A 15,623-nucleotide genomic window follows, 5' to 3' on the forward strand; every position below is an offset into this window, starting at 1 on the left:
CACCGCCGGACAAGGCGCGACCGTTGCGCATGGACCGTCGATCCATTGCGCCCGAGCGGCCGTCCGCAACGATTCGTTGCGCCGCCCGTTTCCGCAGGCCACGAACGTGACCCAGCTCTCCCGCGCACCCCGGCACCGGACAGGCCCTACTAGGCGGGCGACCCCGACGAGTACCGCCGCAGCAGCGGCGAGAGCACCAGTACGGACTTCGTCCGCTCCACGTACGGCTCGCCCGCGATGCGCTCCAGCACCTGCTCGAAGTGGCGCATGTCGGCCGCGAACACCTGGACGATCGCGTCTGCGTCCCCGGTCACCGTGGACGCAGACGCGACCTCCGGGTACCGGGCGAGGCCGTCCTTGATCGACTCCGGCGAGGTGTTGCGGCTGCAGTAGATCTCGATGAACCCCTCGGTCTCCCAGCCGAGCGCCGCCGGGTCCACCCGCACGGTGAATCCGGTGATCGCGCCCTCGGCGCGCAGCCGGTCCACCCGGCGCTTCACGGCGGGCGCGGACAGGCCGATGATGGAGCCGATATCCGCGTAGGAGCGGCGGGCGTCTTCGGCGAGGGCGTGGACGATGCGTTCGTCGAGGTCGTTCAGTCGCACGTCGTACGGGTCACTTCTCTGCGATGCCGTGGCCGGGTGACGGCCCGGCGAGGGCCGGTTCGGGGGCGGCGGTGCCGCCCCCGAAGTAGACCACGGGCGCGCCGTACGGGCGCGCTCACCGCAGGTGGAGCGGGGTCAGAACGGGAACCGGGAGCGCCCGTGCTGCACGGAGATCCACTTCAGGGTGGTGAAGGCGTCGAGCATCGAGTCGCCGTTCAGCCGCCCGAGTCCGGAGCTCTTCTCGCCGCCGAAGGGGACGATCGGCTCGTCGTGGACGGTGCCGTCGTTGATGTGGATCATGCCGGTGCGGATCCGCTGGCCGACCCGGACGCCTCGCTCGACGTTGCCGGTGTGCACCGCGCCGCTCAGCCCGTACGGGGTGTCGTTGGCGATCCGGACGGCCTCGTCCTCCCCGTCGAACGGCACGAGGAGCGCGACCGGGCCGAAGATCTCCTGCGAGAGCACCGGGGAGTCGGCGGCGAGGCCGGTCAGTACGGAGGGGCTGACGAGGTTGCCGACGGCCTGCCCGTGCAGGAGTGCGGTCGCGCCGGCCGCCACGGTCTGGTCGACGAGGGCGGTGATCGCCTCGGCCTGGGTGGAGTTGATCAGCGGGCCGATCTGGGTCGCCGGGTCGGCCGGGTCGCCGACGCGGAGCGAGGCGACCTTGGCCACGAACTTCTCGGTGAACTCCCGCTCCACAGCGCGGTCGACGAGAATCCGGTTGGCGGCCATGCAGACCTGTCCCTGGTGGACGTAGCGGCTGAACACCGCCGCGTCGACCGCGTAGTCCACATCGGCGTCGTCGAGCACGATGAGCGCGCTGTTGCCGCCGAGTTCGAGGACGGACCGCTTGAGGTTGGCGGCGCACACGGTCGCGACGTGCCGCCCGACCTTGTCGGAGCCGGTGAAGGAGATGACCTGCGGGACGGGGTGCTCCAGCAGCGCGTCACCGATCTCCGCGATGTCGGTGACCACCACGTTGAGGAGTCCGGCGGGCAGCCCGGCGTCCTCGAACACCTTGGCCACCAGGGTGCCGCCGCAGATCGGCGTGTTCTGGTGCGGCTTGAGGACCACGGCGTTGCCGAGCGCCAGGGCGGGGGCGACCGACTTCAGCGACAGCAGGAAGGGGAAGTTGAACGGGCTGATGACACCGACGACGCCGGCGGGCACCCGGTAGACCCGGTTCTCCTTGCCCTCGGTCGGTGAGGGCAGTATCTGTCCGGTGGACCGCAGCGCGAGCTGGATCGACTCGCGCAGGAACTCCTTGGCCAGATGCAGCTCGAAGGCCGCCTTGAGGCGGGTGCCGCCCAGCTCCGCGACGATCGCGTCACTGATCTCGGCCTCGCGGTCCTCGACGATCCGCAGCGCCTTCTCCAGCACGGCCCGCCGGGCGTAGGCGTTGGTGTCGGCCCACGCCTGCTGAGCCGTCTCGGCCGCACGGTAGGCCTGGTCCACCTCGTCGGCCGTGGCGACCGTGATCGAGGCGAGCTTCTCCCCGTCGAAGGGGTTGAAGTCGATGATGTCCCACGAGCCCTTGCCCGGCCTCCACTCACCGTCGATGTACTGATGGGCCAGGTCAGTGAAGAAGGACATGAGATCCCTTACCGCAGAGAGGCGGGCAGCTGATTGGGGTTCATGTTACTTAATTTTCAACTGAGTTGGAAAGCGTGAAGACCTTCGCGGGCACCATGATCCGGACACCTGAACACCCCCTCACGAGCCCCCCGTGAACGCCCGTGAGCTCCCCGGAAACACCGGTGCCCCCTCCGGCACGAACGGCCGGAAGGGGCGGGAACGGTGCGGTGGCCCGGGGTCAGCTCCAGCTGGAGTGCAGCGGCTTGCCCTCCGCGTATCCGGAGGCGCTCTGCACGCCGACGACGGCCTTCTCCGCGAACTCCGCGAGCGAGCCGGCTCCGGCGTAGGTGCAGGAGGAGCGGACGCCCGCGATGATCGAGTCGACCAGGTCCTCGACGCCGGGCCGGGCCGGGTCCAGGAACATCCGCGAGGTGGAGATGCCCTCCTCGAAGAGCGCCTTGCGGGCCCGGTCGTACGCCGACTCGTCGGAGGTGCGGTTCTTCACGGCACGCGCGGACGCCATGCCGAAGGACTCCTTGTAGAAGCGGCCGTCGGCGGACTGCTGGAGGTCGCCGGGCGACTCGTACGTCCCGGCGAACCAGGAACCGATCATCACGTTGGACGCGCCCGCGGCGAGCGCCATGGCGACGTCGCGCGGGTGGCGGACGCCTCCGTCCGCCCAGACGTGCTTGCCGTACTTCTTGGCCTCCGCGGCGCACTCCAGAACGGCGGAGAACTGCGGCCGGCCCACCCCGGTCATCATCCGGGTGGTGCACATGGCGCCGGGTCCGACACCGACCTTGATGACGTCGGCGCCGGCCTCGATGAGGTCGCGCACCCCTTCGGCGGCGACGATGTTGCCCGCGACGATCGGCACCTGCGGGTCCAGCGCCCGCACCGCGCGGACCGCGTTGATCATGGACTCCTGGTGGCCGTGCGCGGTGTCGACGACCAGGGTGTCGGCTCCGGCGTCGAGGAGCTGCTTGGCCTTCCCCGCCACGTCACCGTTGATCCCGACGGCGGCGGCGATCCGCAGCCTGCCGTTCGCGTCGGTGGCCGGGGTGTAGAGAGTGGCGCGCAGTGCGGCCTTCCGGGTGAGGATGCCGACGAGCCGGCCCTCGGCGTCGACCGCGGGAGCGAGCTTGCGGTTGGCGCCGTCGAGCTTGTTGAACGCGTCGCGCGGGTCGATGTCCGCGTCGAGCAGCACCAGGTCCCTGGACATGACCTCGGAGAGCTGGGTGAAGCGGTCGACGCCGGTCAGGTCGTGGTCGGTGACCACGCCGACGGGCCGCCGGTCGCTGTCGACGACGACACCGGCGCCGTGGGCGCGCTTGGGCAGCAGGGACAGGGCGTCGGCGACGGTCTGTCCGGGGGCCAGCTCGATGGGGGTGTCGAGCACGAGGTGGCGCGTCTTGACCCAGCTGATGACCTCGGTGACGACCTCGATCGGGATGTCCTGCGGAATGACGACGAGACCACCGCGACGGGCGATCGTCTCGGCCATCCGGCGGCCCGCGATGGCCGTCATGTTCGCGACGACGAGCGGGATGGTAGTGCCGGTGCCGTCGGGCGAGGACAGGTCCACACCTTGGCGGGATCCGACCGCCGACCTGCCCGGGACCATGAAGACATCGTCGTACGTGAGGTCGTACGGGACCGAGGGGGACTCTGTGTATCGACCGGTGCCGGGCTCAAGAAAACGCATAACACTCATTTTTTCATACGAAATGGCGCAGGTCGTTTCCACGAAGACACAACAAAGGGCTCCCGCCTTCGTATGTTCCTCCGAGGAACAGGAGCGGGAGTCCCGGGCAAGTGGAACCTGCCTTACCCACAGACCCTACTCCCACCGCCTCCGGATCATCGGGGATCATCATCCCTGGACCTGGTGACAAGGGGTCAGGTAGCTTCAAACCCGCAGGTCCGGCGGGTCAGCCAGACACCCCGGAGGAACAGGCGGAATGCTCACAACTTCCGTCGCAGGCACGACCGGAGAGGATCACGACCCGCCCGTGGAGAGCGAACTGCCGGACATCTACTGCCCGTTCCCCCAGCGCACGAACCCGCACGTCGGGCACGTACGGGAGCACCTCGACAGCTGGACCCGCAACACCGGTCTGGTGCACCGGGATTCAGCCAGGGATCGCTTCGAGCAGGCCGACTTCGGGGCCTTCGTCGGCATGGTGTACCCGACCGCCGACAGCGAGAATCTGGACCTCGTCGCCGACTGGTTCGTCTGGCTGTTCCTCGTCGACGACCAGCTGGACGACGGACACCTCGGCCGCAGCCCGGACCGGGTGCGCAGCGTGGTCGAGGTGATGCGCTCCGTGGTCGAGAGCGGCGCCAGGCCCGCGGACGAGGGGCTGCCGGCCGCCGTCGTCGCTCTCGTCGACCTGTGGGAACGCACGGTGCCGGCCGCCGCACCCCAGTGGCGGCGCCGGTTCACGTACCACCTGATGACCTACCTCACCACCGCCACCACCTGGGAGGCCGGGAACCGGGCCGACGGGGTGGTCCCGGCCGAGGAGACGTACATCGAGAAGCGCCGGCACACCGGTGCGATCCATGTCTGCATGGACCTGATAGAGATCGTGGCCGGCATCGAGGCGCCCGAGTCGATCCACAACGATCCCCGGTTCATCACCGCGCTGGAGGCCTCGTGCAACGTCGTGTGCTGGGCCAATGACGTGTACTCGTACGAGAAGGAGCAGGTCCTGGGCGAGATCCACAATCTCGTCCACCTGGTCCGGCACCACCGCGGGTACGGCAAGCAGGAGTCGCTCGACCACGTCTGCGCGGAGATCGCCGCCGAGACCGAGCGCTTCCTCGCAGCGGAGGCCGAGCTGCTCGCCGCGTATCCGCAGCTCGACTGGATGCTGGAGCCGTATCTGGACGGCATGCGGAGCTGGATGCGCGGCAACCTCGACTGGTCCCGGCAGACGCCGCGCTACAACCCGGCCGACGTCAGCCAGTACAAGGAGCCGGAGCAGTATCTGGAGGCCACGGTCCTGGGCGTCCCGCAGGACTGACCGGGGCCGAGGGCGTCGAGCCGAGGAGGCGGGGGTGCGGGCGGTGTCACCGTCCGCGCCCCCGCCTCCTTCGGTCACTCGCCGTCCGGGTCGCGCCGCTCCAGCGCCGGCCTGTGCGGCGCGGCCGAGTCGGTCAGCAGGTAGTCGGCCGCCGCGGTGTCCGTCACCAGGCTGGTGACCAGTCCGGACCGCAGCACCGCGCCGATCGCCGCGGCCTTGCGCTGGCCGCCCGCGATGGCCACCACCTCGGGAATCCGGCGCAGCCGGTCCGCCTCGACCGTGATGCAGCGCTCGCCGAGGTCCCGGCCGACCCGCCGGCCCTCCGAGTCGAAGAGGTGCGCCGACATCTCGGCGGCGACGCCGAGCGAGGCGTAGTGCTCGCGCTCCTCGTCGGACAGCATGTCGTGGACCGTGGAGATGCCGGGCTCCCAGGAGCCGATGGACACCGCCGCGACCGTCACCTTGTCGAAGTACTCGAAGGCGCGGGCGATCCCCGTCTGGTGGCGCAGCGCGGCGGCCGTGGCCGGGTCGGGCAGCAGCATCGGCGCGTAGATCGGATGGGCCTCGCCGCCGGAGACCTGCGCGGCCCGCCGGACCGCCTCGACCGAGCCGCGCTCCGCGGTGCCCGCGTCGTACACTCCGGTGAGCTGCACGACCGTGCACGGCGGGAGCCGGTCCAGGGCGGCGGCCATGTGGATGGTGGACCGGCCCCAGGCCAGCCCGAGCACATCGCCCTCGTTGACCAGTTCACCGAGCAGATCGGCGGCGACCTCGCCCAGGTTCTCCGGATCGGCGGCGTCGTCCTGCTCCTCCGCGGGGGACTCGACCACGACCGCGTGGCGCAGCCCGTAGCGCGCGCGGAGCGCGTCGGAGCGCTCGGCGTCCAGCTCGGCCGGGACCCGGATCTCGATCCGTACGAGGTCACGCTCCAGCGCCGTCTCCAGGACCCTGGCGACCTTGAAGCGGCTGACGCCGAACTCCTCCGCGATCTGGATCTTGGATTTGCCCTCAAGGTAGAAGCGGCGGGCCATGGCCGCCGCCTGCACCAGCTCCGCGGGCCCCATCCGCAGGGCGGACCGGCCCGCCGACATTGCAGACACCGCGTTCTCCTCACTGCTGTTCACGCTCTCGATACGCCGTCATCCTGTCAGATACGGCGATCCTTGATCGGTCCCGTCGGACCGCGTTCATCTGTCCTTGGCCGGGGCGACCGGCAATCGGGGGCCGGAGCCGGCTGCCCGCGCCGTCACCCGGGTCAGTGGCCGCACCACTGCGCCGAGGAGATCGCCCCGTCGGCCTTGGCGCGCAGCGCCCGCACCGCCTCGGCCGGGTCCTTGGCGCCGTACACGGCGGAGCCCGCGACGAAGACGTCGGCGCCCGCGTCGGCGCACCGCTCGATGGTGGCCTCGGAGACGCCGCCGTCGACCTGGAGCCACAGTTCGAGGCCGTGCCGGGAGATCAGCTCACGGGTGCGGCGGATCTTCGGCAGCATGATGTCCAGGAAGGACTGGCCCCCGAAGCCCGGCTCCACGGTCATGATCAGCAGCATGTCGAGCTCGGGGAGCAGGTCCTCGTACGGCTCGATGGGCGTCGCCGGCTTGAGCGCCATGGAGGCGCGGGCGCCCTTGGCCCGGATCTCGCGCGCCAGCCGTACGGGAGCTGCCGCGGCCTCCGCGTGGAAGGTGACGGAACCCGCGCCCGCCTCGACGTACTGCGGGGCCCAGCGGTCCGCGTCCTCGATCATCAGATGGCAGTCCAGCGGGGTGTCCGTGGCCCTGCTGAGCGACTCCACGATCGGCACGCCGAGGGTCAGATTGGGCACGAAGTGGTTGTCCATGACGTCGACATGGAGCCAGTCGGCGCCTTCGACGGCCTGTGCCTCCTCGGCGAGGCGCGCGAAGTCGGCGGAGAGAATGCTGGGGTTGATCTGGGCCATGGGTCCAGCCTGCCATGTTCTGCGGCACTTCCCCGCTTCGGTGCGCTCCAAAGCCTCACGGGATCATTACGGTTCGCGCATTCCTGGCCTTATCGCCCTCGGACGATCACCTGGACAGCGGCCGTTCCCCGACGTCCGCGTCCTCGGCAGGCGACGTCCTCGTCATGGCCTCACGGGCCTCCTCAGAGGCCCACGGCCCTCAGGAAGGCCTCCGCGATCCGCGCGGGGGTGTGTTCCGCGACCTGGAGGGGTGCCTGCCGTGCGGCGGCGTGGTAGGCGTCCGGGTCGTCGAGGAGCTCGGCGGTGGCCCGCCACAGACGTCCGGGTCCGTCGACGAGATCCAGCATCCGGCCGCCCGCGCCGGTGAGCGTGGGCAGGTGCCCGAGTCCGTAGCCCACCACCGGGGTCCCCACCGAGAGTGCTTCCGCGGCCACGTTGCCGAACGTCTCGGGGAGAATCGAGGGCAGCACTGCGACGGCGGCGCCCGCCAGGAAGGGCTGGACCTCCTGCCAGGGCAGGGCGGGGAGGATCGAGACGTCGGGCAGGGACGCGGCCAGGGCGCGGCACTCGGCGATCACCCGGTCCTGCATGCCGGGCCGGAACTCGAATCCGGCCGATGCCAGCACGATGTCCACCGGGCGGCCGAAGTCGCGGGGAAATGCACGCAGGAGTTCGGAGATCCCCTTCTGCGGATCGGCGCGGGCCAGTGTCCGCACCGGACCGCCGCGGCGCAGCCGTTCACGCTCGCCCTCGGGGGGCGCGGTGCCCTGCCGGGGCAGGGCGTTGGACAGCGAGAGCCAGCCCTCCGTGTCGAGTCCGGCGCGGCGGGCCTCGTCGGTCAGGAAGTCGCTGACGGTCAGCACGGCGTCCGGGCGGTGGGCGAGGCTCTCCAGCATGCGTTCGTCGGTACGCAGGAAGTGGACCATCAGAGCCGTGCGCGTCCCGGGCGGCGCGGGTGCGAGGTACCCGAGGCCCACGACCGCGTCGACCCAGCACACCAGGTCCACGTCGTGCTCGCGCAGGAGCCGGCGGACTTCGCGGCACACCGGTTCCGGATCTGCGAGCAGGTTCAGTGCCGCGTCGTAGACGATCGGCCGTGGCAGGGTCAGGCTGTCGAGCCGCAGGAGGTGGGGGCCGTCCGCGCCGGTGGCCGGACCGGCTGCCACAATCACGGCGTGATGGCCCAGTTCGCGCAGACCGTCGGCGAGCGAAGCGACACTGCGCTCGATCCCGGCGGGTTCGCTGGGATTGTGCGTCAACAGGACGAAGGCGATGTTCACGCGGGGTGGTCCTCCGTGGCCGGGTGCGTAGGAAAGGTGCCGGGCCGGGGCGGCAGGCCGTCTGCCCCGGCTCGGCGGCAACGCGGTTACTCCTGGGGCGGGTTGGGGCGGGCGATCAGCGCGACGCCCTGATCGCCGATGGCGTGGGGGCGTCGCGCGAAGTGGCGGCGGAGCGCGGGGGCGATGGCCCGTCGCATGTCGGGAGCGCGCGGATGGTCCTCGTACCAGAGGTCGACCAGCGATCTGGCGGCGGCGTGGACCCGTTCCTCCGGTGCGGTCTCAGGGAAGTGCAGGGCGGCCTCCGTCCGGTGCAGCGAGAAGTGCCGGAATCCGAGCGGGGCGAGGATTTCGGCGGCGGTGGCCAGCAGGAATCCCTGATGGTCCAGGGGTTCGCCGGTGAGCGGCACGCACGTCTCGTTGAGCAGGCCCACGAGTTCGTTGTCCGGGGCTCCGCCGATCAGCACGATCCGGGCCTGGGGGTGGCCGATGTCGCATACCCGTGCCATCTCGCGCACGGACTGTTCCAGGTCGTCCACGTAGGGAAGGACCCAGGCGGCCAGCACCGCGTCGAAGCTCCGGTCGGGGAACGGCAGCGACTCGGCGTGCCCGGGGACGGGCTCGACCGTCCCGGTGCGGCTGTCGCCGGCGTGCGCGTTGAGCGTGGCAACCCGGGAGCCGTGCGGTTCGACGGTGGTGCAGCGGCCCAGTTGGCTCGCGACGGCCCGGGTCAGTTCGCCGGTTCCCCCACCGACGTCGAGGACACGGTGGCTGGCAGCGGTCGCACTGCGGACGAGGGCGATCTCCTCACGGCGCTCCAGCCGTCCGGTGAAGCCCAGCCAGCCGGCGTGGCCGAGGCGGTGGGGCCCCCGGTAGCGGGCCGGCATCCGGTCGGAGGGCCCGCAGAGGGGATGCCGGCGCACCTCCAGGACATCGGTGACGGACGGAGTGACGGCGGTGGGTGTGGGGGTGGGCAAGGCGTTCTCCTGCCTGTCGCGGGACAGTCGGTCGGGTCGCGACGCGCCGTCCGGGCGGAGCGGGCCGTCTCCTCCGGCGGCATCGGCCGGCGTACGTCGCCGCTCCGGTGGACGTCAGCGTCCGGTGCGGGTCGGTGCCAGAGCGAGGACCTGTGCGCGCAGGCTCGGGTCGGCGCTGAACCGGCCCGTCAGATGAGTGGTGACCATCACCGCGCCATGGGCCTGGGCCCCTCGTTGGGTCATGCAGCCGTGTTCGGAACGGATCAGACAGGCCGCGCCGAGCGAGTCCAGATTCCGGGTGAGGGCGTCGATCACCTGACCGCCCAGCCGCTCCTGCACCTGGGGGCGCGCGCCGTACTCCTGGAGCAGCCGGGCGAGCTTGGACAGTCCGACGATGTGGGCGTCCGGCCGGGGGAGATAGGCGACGGTCGCCCGTCCCACGAACGGCAGGACGTGGTGCTCGCACAGGGCGACGAACGGGACGTCGACGGCTGCGATGACTCCCTGGTCCGTGGACTCGGGCGGGAACTGGACCCGCAGATGACGGTCCGGGTCGAGGTGGAGTCCGCGGGTCATCTCGGCCAGAGCCGTGACGAACCGGTGCGGGGTCTGTTCGGTCGAGGTGGTGTCGCAGTCGATGCCCAGGGCCGAGAACATCTCTCTCGCGTGTGCGGTGGCCCGCGCCAAGGCGGGTTCGCCCGGGGCGCCGGCCGCGGCCGGGTCCGTCTCTGCTTCCGCGGTGCTCGGGTGGCTCGTGAGGGTCATGCGCACCATTCCTGAACGGGTGACGCGGAGGAACGGCCGGTGGACGGGTCAGGTCCGAGCATGTCGCCATCCCGCGGTGTTGACGTGTGTCTCGCTCACGACGACCTCGCTGACGAAGGCGCCGGCGGCTGCGGACAGCTCACCGAGGGCTTGGCCGACCACCCGTGCGAGCAGTTCGGCCACCGCCTCGACGGTCGGATGGGGAAGACCTACCGCGAAGCGCTCCGCCGGGCCGGGGTCACTGGCGCCGAAGCGGAAGACCTTGCTGCGGTGCTCGGCCAGGATGCCCGCGAGGGGGTCGTCGGCTCCGAGCATGGCCCCGTGGTCGAGGTGGGTGTCGATCCAGGATCTGACCCGGCCCTTGAAGGCCCCGAACTCGACGACCGTCCCCCGGTCCAGCAGCGGGGCGGTGACGGTGGCCTCCATCCACCAGGAGTGCCCGTGGAGGTTGACGCATTTGCCGTCCAGATGCGGAATCCGGTGGGCGGTCTCGAAGTTGTGCCGTACCGATACCGAATGGGCCGCCTTCGGGCCTTCGGGTAACTCCGGCGGATGTACCGTGCCCATCAGGGAATTCCGAGGTACTTGTGGGTTTGCAGGGAGAAGTTCCACAGCGGGTGCTCCAGGCAGTACTCGACGGTGGCGCGGGTGTTGGCGGCGATGTCCGGTCCGTCCATCGGCTGGAGGCGGAACGAGCTGAAGTCCAGGTGCTCGAACCGTGCGGGGTCGCCGTGCTGCTGGGGGTAGACGAGTTTGAGTTCGTCGCCGTGCTCCACGACCATCCGCGAGCCGATCTTCGGGCTCACGCACAACCAGTCGATGCCCGGGGGCGGCACCCTGGTTCCGTTGGTCTCGACCGAGACCACGAAGCCGCGGTCGTGCAGGGCTTCGACGGCGGGGGCGTCCAGCTGGAGAAGCGGCTCTCCGCCCGTGCAGACGACGAACCGCTGGGCGTCGGTGCGGGGCGCCCACTGCTCCAGGACGGTGTCGGCCAGCGCCTCGGGGGTCGCGAAGCGGCCGCCGTTCTCACCGTCGGTACCGACGAAGTCCGTGTCGCAGAAGGCACAGACGGCCCGGTGGCGGTCCTTCTCCCGGCCGGTCCACAGATTGCAGTTGGAGAAGCGGCAGAAGACCGCGGGCCGCCCGGCGTACCGCCCCTCGCCCTGGAGCGTGTAGAAGATCTCTTTCACCCGGTAGGTCATGCGGGCGCGCCCTGGTAGGCGATCGGATCGGGGAAACCGGCCTCGGTGAAGCCCTTCAGCCGCAGCAGGCAGGTGTCGCAGTGGCCACAGGCCCGCCCGCTGTCGTCGGGGTCGTAGCAACTGGAGGTCAGCGCGTAGTCGACGCCGAGAGCGGTACCCGTGCGGATGATCTCCGCCTTGGACAGGTTCAGCAGCGGCGAGTGCAGCGTGATCCGGCGCTTCCCCTCGACCGCCGACCGGGTCGCGAGGTTGGCCATCGCCTCGAAGGCCTCCAGGTACTCGGGCCGGCAGTCGGGGTATCCGCTGTAGTCGACGGCCGTGACCCCGGTGAAGATGTCCGCGGCCCCGACGACCTCCGCGTAGGCGAGCGCGAACGACAGGAAGATCGTGTTGCGGGCCGGCACGTACGTGGCCGGGATGCCCTCCCCCATCTCCGCTTCGCCGCGGCCCTTGGGGACGTCGACACCGGCATCGGTCAGCGCCGAACCGCCGAAGACGCGGAGGTCGATGTCCGCGACGACGTGCCGCTCAACCCCTTGCCGCTCCGCGACCCTTCGGGCGGCGGCCAATTCGACGGAATGCCGTTGTCCATAGCTGAAACTGAGAGCGTAGGGAGTGAATCCCCGGTCTTTCGCCACCGCCAGGGTGGTCGTCGAGTCTAGGCCGCCACTGAGGAGTACGATCGCCGATTCCGCCATAGCATGTACCTTTCGCCCGCGCGAGCAAGGACACTTCCTGCTTATACATGCGCGGAGAAAAAGTCACCCAATCCGCCCCCTCATTAAACATACAGCAAATCCGGGAAAGTGATTTAATATTCTTTGGTATTCATTTTCTCTTCGTATTCCGGGAAAGGGGCATCGGACGGGCGAATCCAGGAAGAGCCGGTGCGATCAGCCGGTACGCCGCAGCACCGCGAGGTACATCGCGTCCGTGCCGTGCAGGTGCGGCCACAGCTGGACGTCCGGTCCGTCACCGAGGGCGGGGACGCCGGGCATGAGCGGACGGGCATCGACCCACTCGGCCTCGACCGGCGCGCCGCCGCGGCCCTTGAGCACGTCCTCGACGACCACCCGGGTCTCCGCCAGGTGCGGGGAGCAGGTCGCGTATCCGACGACGCCGCCGACCCGTACGGCCTTCAGCGCCTCGCGCAGCAGACCGCGCTGGAGCGGCGCGAAGCTCTCCAGGTCCTCCTTGCGGCGCCGCCAGCGGGACTCCGGCCGGCGGCGCAGCGCGCCGAGGCCGGAGCACGGGACGTCCATCAGGATCCGGTCGAAGGTGCCGGGCCGCCACGGCGGACGGGTGCCGTCGGCGGTGATCACCTGGTACGGGCCGGGGTTGCCGGCCAGCGAGCGCTCGACGAGGCGGGCCCGGTGCGGCTGCTTCTCGGCCGCCAGCAGGGCGGCGCCACGGCCGGCGGCGAGGGCGGCCAGCAGCGCGGCCTTCCCGCCGGGTCCGGCGCAGCCGTCGAGCCAGCGGGTGTCGCTGCCCTCCAGCGGCGCGTTGGCGAGGGCCGCGGCGACGAGCTGGCTGCCCTCGTCCTGGACTCCGGCCCGGCTCTCCCGCACGGCAGTCAGGGCGCCGGGCTCGCCGCCCTCGGCCATCCGTACGGCGTAGGGCGACCAGCGGCCCGGTAGCCCGTTGTCCTCGCCGAGCGCTTCCAGCAGCTCATCGGTGGTGGAGCGGCCGGGGCGGGCGACGAGCGTGACCTCGGGCCGCTCGTTGTCGGCCTCCAGCAGGTCCTCGATGCCGGCCCGGCCGCCGCCGAGGGCGTCCCACAGCGCGGAGACGATCCAGCGCGGGTGCGAGTGCACGAGGGCGAGGTGGTCCTCCGCGTCGTCCTCGTACGAGGGGGCGACCCGCGCCACCCACCCGTCGAAGTCGTCGGCGGTCACCTTGCGCAGGACGGCGTTGACGAATTTGGCCCGCCCCTCCCCGAGCACCACCCGGGCCAGCTCCACACTGGCGGAGACGGCTGCGTGGGTCGGGATGCGGGTGCCGAGCAGCTGGTGCACGCCCATGTTGAGCACGTCCAGGACCGGCGGGTCGACCTCGCGCAGCGGCCGGTCGATGCAGGCGGCGACGATCGCGTCGTAGGTGCCCTGGCGGCGCAGCGTCCCGTAGACCAGCTCGGTCGCCAGCGCCGCGTCCCTGCTGTCGAAGTCACCCGCCGCGCGGGCCTTCTTCAGCAGCGGGGGGAGGACGAGGTTGGCGTACGCGTCGCGTTCGTCGACGGCCCTCAGGGCCTCGAAGGCGAGGAACCGGACCGGGTCCTTCTTCGGGCGGCGGTGCGGTGTGGCGGGACGGCGACGCGGCTGGTCGTTCACGTGAAAGGTGCTCCGCTGATGGTGAGAGGGCGAACCGTCCCAGCCTACGTCCCCGCCCCGGCCCGCCGGTCCGTCAGCTGCCGAGGAGCTCGCCGGGGACGATCCGCACGCCGCGTGCCCAGTCCGCGGCGCGCATCGGCTTCTTGCCCTGCGGCTGCACCCAGAGCAGCTCGACCGCGTGCGATCCGGTGCCCACGTACACGTTGTTCTTGGCCGCCGACAGCTCTCCGGGCGCCAGATCGGCCCGGTCCAGGACGGGCACGGCCTGCACCAGCTTGAGCCGCTCGCCGCGGAAGAGCGTCCAGGCGCCGGGGGCGGGGGTGCAGCCCCGGACCACCCGGTCGACCCGCAGGGCGGGCGCCGACCACTCGATCCGGGCGTCCTCGACGCTGATCTTCGGTGCGAGGGTGACCCCGTCCGCGGGCTGCGGCACGGCGTGCAGGGTGCCGTCCTCGATGCCGTCCATGGTCGCGGCGAGCAGCCCGGCCCCGGCGAAGGCCAGCCGGGTCAGCAGGTCACCGCTGGTGTCGGTGGGCCGGACCTCTTCGGTGAGCACGCCGTACACGGGTCCGGAGTCGAGCCCCTCCTCGATCAGGAAGGTGGAGGCGCCCGTCACCTCGTCACCCGCCATGACGGAGTGCTGCACGGGGGCGGCGCCGCGCCAGGCGGGCAGCAGCGAGAAGTGCAGGTTGACCCAGCCCCGGGCGGGCACGTCCAGCGCGGCCTTGGGCAGCAGCGCACCGTAGGCGACGACCGGGCAGCAGTCCGGCGCGATCTCCCGCAGCCGTGCCAGGAAGTCCTCGTCCCGCGGCCTGGCCGGCTTGAGGACCTCGATCCCGGCCTCCTCGGCCCGCTCCGCGACGGGACTGGCCACCAGCCTGCGGCCGCGCCCGGCAGGTGCGTCGGGCCGGGTGACGACGGCGGCGACCTCGTGCCGGCCGGAGGCGATCAGTGCGTCCAGTGCGGGTACGGCTACCTCGGGGGTGCCTGCGAAGACGAGCTTCATGGGTGGCTGACTGCCTCTCAGGCCGAAACGTTACGGTGACGAGCAACGCACAAGTCTATGGGCCCGGCGACCGCCGGCCTCCCAGGGGGCGTACGCACGGTTGCGCGCCCCTCGCAGGTGCGTATACGCCCCCGTAGCGTGACCAGATCCCCGGCTGAGGCGTTGGTCAAGTGAGATTGACCGAAGCGAGCCGCCACGGTGCGGCCCGATCCCTTTCAACGCCGGTTCGAGAGGCTTCTTCATGGCCGACCACGCAACCCACGACGCCCAAGCGCGGGCCAGCCTGCATCTTCTGGTGCGGGATATCGAGCGGGTCCGGCGGCAGGTGGACGCGCTGCGCACACTCACCGCCCAACTGGGCAACGTCTACCGTCCGCGCCGCTCCGGCCCGTCCGCCGGCTTCGTCGTCTACGGCAGGGCCCCGGCCCCCACCGTCAGGCTGGCGCAGGAACTGCGGGACAGTGTCGAGACCCTGGTGACGGCGGCGGTGGACTTCGACCGTTCACTGGGCTTCTCCTGGGACGCGGTGGGCTCCGCGCTCGGAGTCACCAAGCAGGCGGTCCACCGCCGCTACGGCACCCGGCGCGCCACCCCGCCGCCGCTGGCGGCCGAGGCCGCGGAGCCCGTGGCGCAGCGCCCGGTGCCGGTGGTTCCGGGGTCCGCCGCTCCGGCGCTGCCCTCCGTGCCTGCCGCACGATCGATGCCACCGCAGCCGTTGCCGGAGCGTCCTCCGTCGCGCGAGGATCTGCGTCCGGGCGCTTTCCCGGGACCGCGCAACGGCTGACGCTCCCGGTCCTTGGCGCGGGGTTCCGTCCTCAATCGCCGGACGGGCTGGGGTGCGGGGTGCTCCGCCGCTGCGGGGTGCGCCTGCCCCGGTGGGTGGGGGGTGGTGCCCCTCCGGGGTGTCTCCTCGGAAATGGCGTG

The 15,623-nt window shown here is 71.1% G+C and carries 15 protein-coding genes; 2 read left to right on the plus strand and 13 right to left on the minus strand.

Annotation, left to right across the window (positions count from 1 at the left end; translation table 11 throughout):
- Positions 1-149: 149 nt before the first annotated feature.
- The 3 genes from ACIP89_RS37385 to ACIP89_RS37395 form a co-directional block, all read right to left on the minus strand.
- Positions 150-605 carry an Lrp/AsnC family transcriptional regulator gene (locus ACIP89_RS37385; RefSeq protein ID WP_401930237.1) on the minus strand — a complete coding sequence of 152 codons (456 nt, stop codon included), beginning with the start codon at positions 603-605 and terminating at the stop codon, positions 150-152.
- A gap of 135 nt (positions 606-740) precedes the next feature.
- Positions 741-2,198 carry an aldehyde dehydrogenase family protein gene (locus ACIP89_RS37390; protein WP_401930235.1) on the minus strand — a complete coding sequence of 486 codons (1,458 nt, stop codon included), beginning with the start codon at positions 2,196-2,198 and terminating at the stop codon, positions 741-743.
- Positions 2,199-2,418: 220 nt separating this feature from the next.
- On the minus strand, positions 2,419-3,885 hold the full coding sequence (locus ACIP89_RS37395; RefSeq protein ID WP_311306796.1) for a GuaB1 family IMP dehydrogenase-related protein: 1,467 nt from the start codon (positions 3,883-3,885) through the stop codon (positions 2,419-2,421).
- A 307-nt stretch (positions 3,886-4,192) separates the two neighbouring features.
- Between ACIP89_RS37395 and ACIP89_RS37400 the strand changes: the two genes are divergently transcribed.
- Positions 4,193-5,209 carry a terpene cyclase gene (locus ACIP89_RS37400; RefSeq protein ID WP_401930278.1) on the plus strand — a complete coding sequence of 339 codons (1,017 nt, stop codon included), beginning with the start codon at positions 4,193-4,195 and terminating at the stop codon, positions 5,207-5,209.
- 74 nt (positions 5,210-5,283) lie between these two features.
- Here the strand turns inward: ACIP89_RS37400 and ACIP89_RS37405 are convergent, their stop codons facing one another.
- From ACIP89_RS37405 to fmt, 10 genes are all read right to left on the minus strand, one after another.
- On the minus strand, positions 5,284-6,300 hold the full coding sequence (locus tag ACIP89_RS37405; RefSeq protein WP_389214436.1) for a sugar-binding transcriptional regulator: 1,017 nt from the start codon (positions 6,298-6,300) through the stop codon (positions 5,284-5,286).
- Positions 6,301-6,464: 164 nt separating this feature from the next.
- Positions 6,465-7,145: a ribulose-phosphate 3-epimerase gene (gene rpe / locus ACIP89_RS37410; protein WP_401930395.1), complete on the minus strand. Its 681-nt coding sequence runs from the start codon at positions 7,143-7,145 to the stop codon at positions 6,465-6,467.
- A gap of 182 nt (positions 7,146-7,327) precedes the next feature.
- Positions 7,328-8,425 carry a glycosyltransferase family 4 protein gene (locus ACIP89_RS37415; protein WP_402118944.1) on the minus strand — a complete coding sequence of 366 codons (1,098 nt, stop codon included), beginning with the start codon at positions 8,423-8,425 and terminating at the stop codon, positions 7,328-7,330.
- Positions 8,426-8,511: 86 nt separating this feature from the next.
- A complete protein-coding gene (locus ACIP89_RS37420) occupies positions 8,512-9,399 on the minus strand; it encodes a class I SAM-dependent methyltransferase (RefSeq protein ID WP_401930392.1) in 888 nt (295 codons plus the stop codon).
- A gap of 114 nt (positions 9,400-9,513) precedes the next feature.
- Entirely contained in the window at positions 9,514-10,164 is a 651-nt protein-coding gene (gene folE / locus ACIP89_RS37425) for a GTP cyclohydrolase I (protein WP_401930229.1), read from the minus strand.
- Positions 10,165-10,212: 48 nt separating this feature from the next.
- Entirely contained in the window at positions 10,213-10,731 is a 519-nt protein-coding gene (locus ACIP89_RS37430) for a 6-pyruvoyl trahydropterin synthase family protein (RefSeq protein WP_402118947.1), read from the minus strand.
- A complete protein-coding gene (gene queE, locus ACIP89_RS37435; RefSeq protein ID WP_401930388.1) occupies positions 10,731-11,366 on the minus strand; it encodes a 7-carboxy-7-deazaguanine synthase in 636 nt (211 codons plus the stop codon). The genes ACIP89_RS37430 and queE overlap by 1 nt, the downstream gene beginning before the upstream one ends.
- A complete protein-coding gene (gene queC, locus ACIP89_RS37440; RefSeq protein ID WP_401930224.1) occupies positions 11,363-12,064 on the minus strand; it encodes a 7-cyano-7-deazaguanine synthase QueC in 702 nt (233 codons plus the stop codon). Before queC ends, queE begins: the two co-directional genes overlap by 4 nt.
- A 195-nt stretch (positions 12,065-12,259) precedes the next feature.
- Positions 12,260-13,693 carry an RsmB/NOP family class I SAM-dependent RNA methyltransferase gene (locus ACIP89_RS37445; protein ID WP_401930222.1) on the minus strand — a complete coding sequence of 478 codons (1,434 nt, stop codon included), beginning with the start codon at positions 13,691-13,693 and terminating at the stop codon, positions 12,260-12,262.
- Positions 13,694-13,766: 73 nt separating this feature from the next.
- Positions 13,767-14,699, minus strand: a complete 933-nt coding sequence (fmt, locus tag ACIP89_RS37450) for a methionyl-tRNA formyltransferase (RefSeq protein ID WP_401930220.1) — start codon at positions 14,697-14,699, stop codon at positions 13,767-13,769.
- A 241-nt stretch (positions 14,700-14,940) separates the two neighbouring features.
- Here fmt and ACIP89_RS37455 point away from each other — a divergent pair, with 241 nt between their 5' ends.
- Positions 14,941-15,483: a hypothetical protein gene (locus ACIP89_RS37455; RefSeq protein ID WP_402118948.1), complete on the plus strand. Its 543-nt coding sequence runs from the start codon at positions 14,941-14,943 to the stop codon at positions 15,481-15,483.
- Positions 15,484-15,623: the final 140 nt, after the last annotated feature.

The organism is Streptomyces sp. NPDC088730 (assembly GCF_044751215.1).
In the GTDB taxonomy this organism is placed as follows: domain Bacteria; phylum Actinomycetota; class Actinomycetes; order Streptomycetales; family Streptomycetaceae; genus Streptomyces.

Coding starts and splice junctions, on each gene's coding strand:
- fmt (WP_401930220.1), bottom strand. CDS start 14,699: ATGAAGCTCGTCTTCGCAGGCACCCCCGAGGTAGCCGTACCCGCACTG.
- ACIP89_RS37455 (WP_402118948.1), top strand. CDS start 14,941: ATGGCCGACCACGCAACCCACGACGCCCAAGCGCGGGCCAGCCTGCAT.
- queE (WP_401930388.1), bottom strand. CDS start 11,366: ATGACCTACCGGGTGAAAGAGATCTTCTACACGCTCCAGGGCGAGGGG.
- ACIP89_RS37430 (WP_402118947.1), bottom strand. CDS start 10,731: ATGGGCACGGTACATCCGCCGGAGTTACCCGAAGGCCCGAAGGCGGCC.
- ACIP89_RS37405 (WP_389214436.1), bottom strand. CDS start 6,300: ATGTCGGCGGGCCGGTCCGCCCTGCGGATGGGGCCCGCGGAGCTGGTG.
- ACIP89_RS37395 (WP_311306796.1), bottom strand. CDS start 3,885: ATGCGTTTTCTTGAGCCCGGCACCGGTCGATACACAGAGTCCCCCTCG.
- queC (WP_401930224.1), bottom strand. CDS start 12,064: ATGGCGGAATCGGCGATCGTACTCCTCAGTGGCGGCCTAGACTCGACG.
- rpe (WP_401930395.1), bottom strand. CDS start 7,145: ATGGCCCAGATCAACCCCAGCATTCTCTCCGCCGACTTCGCGCGCCTC.
- folE (WP_401930229.1), bottom strand. CDS start 10,164: ATGACCCTCACGAGCCACCCGAGCACCGCGGAAGCAGAGACGGACCCG.
- ACIP89_RS37390 (WP_401930235.1), bottom strand. CDS start 2,198: ATGTCCTTCTTCACTGACCTGGCCCATCAGTACATCGACGGTGAGTGG.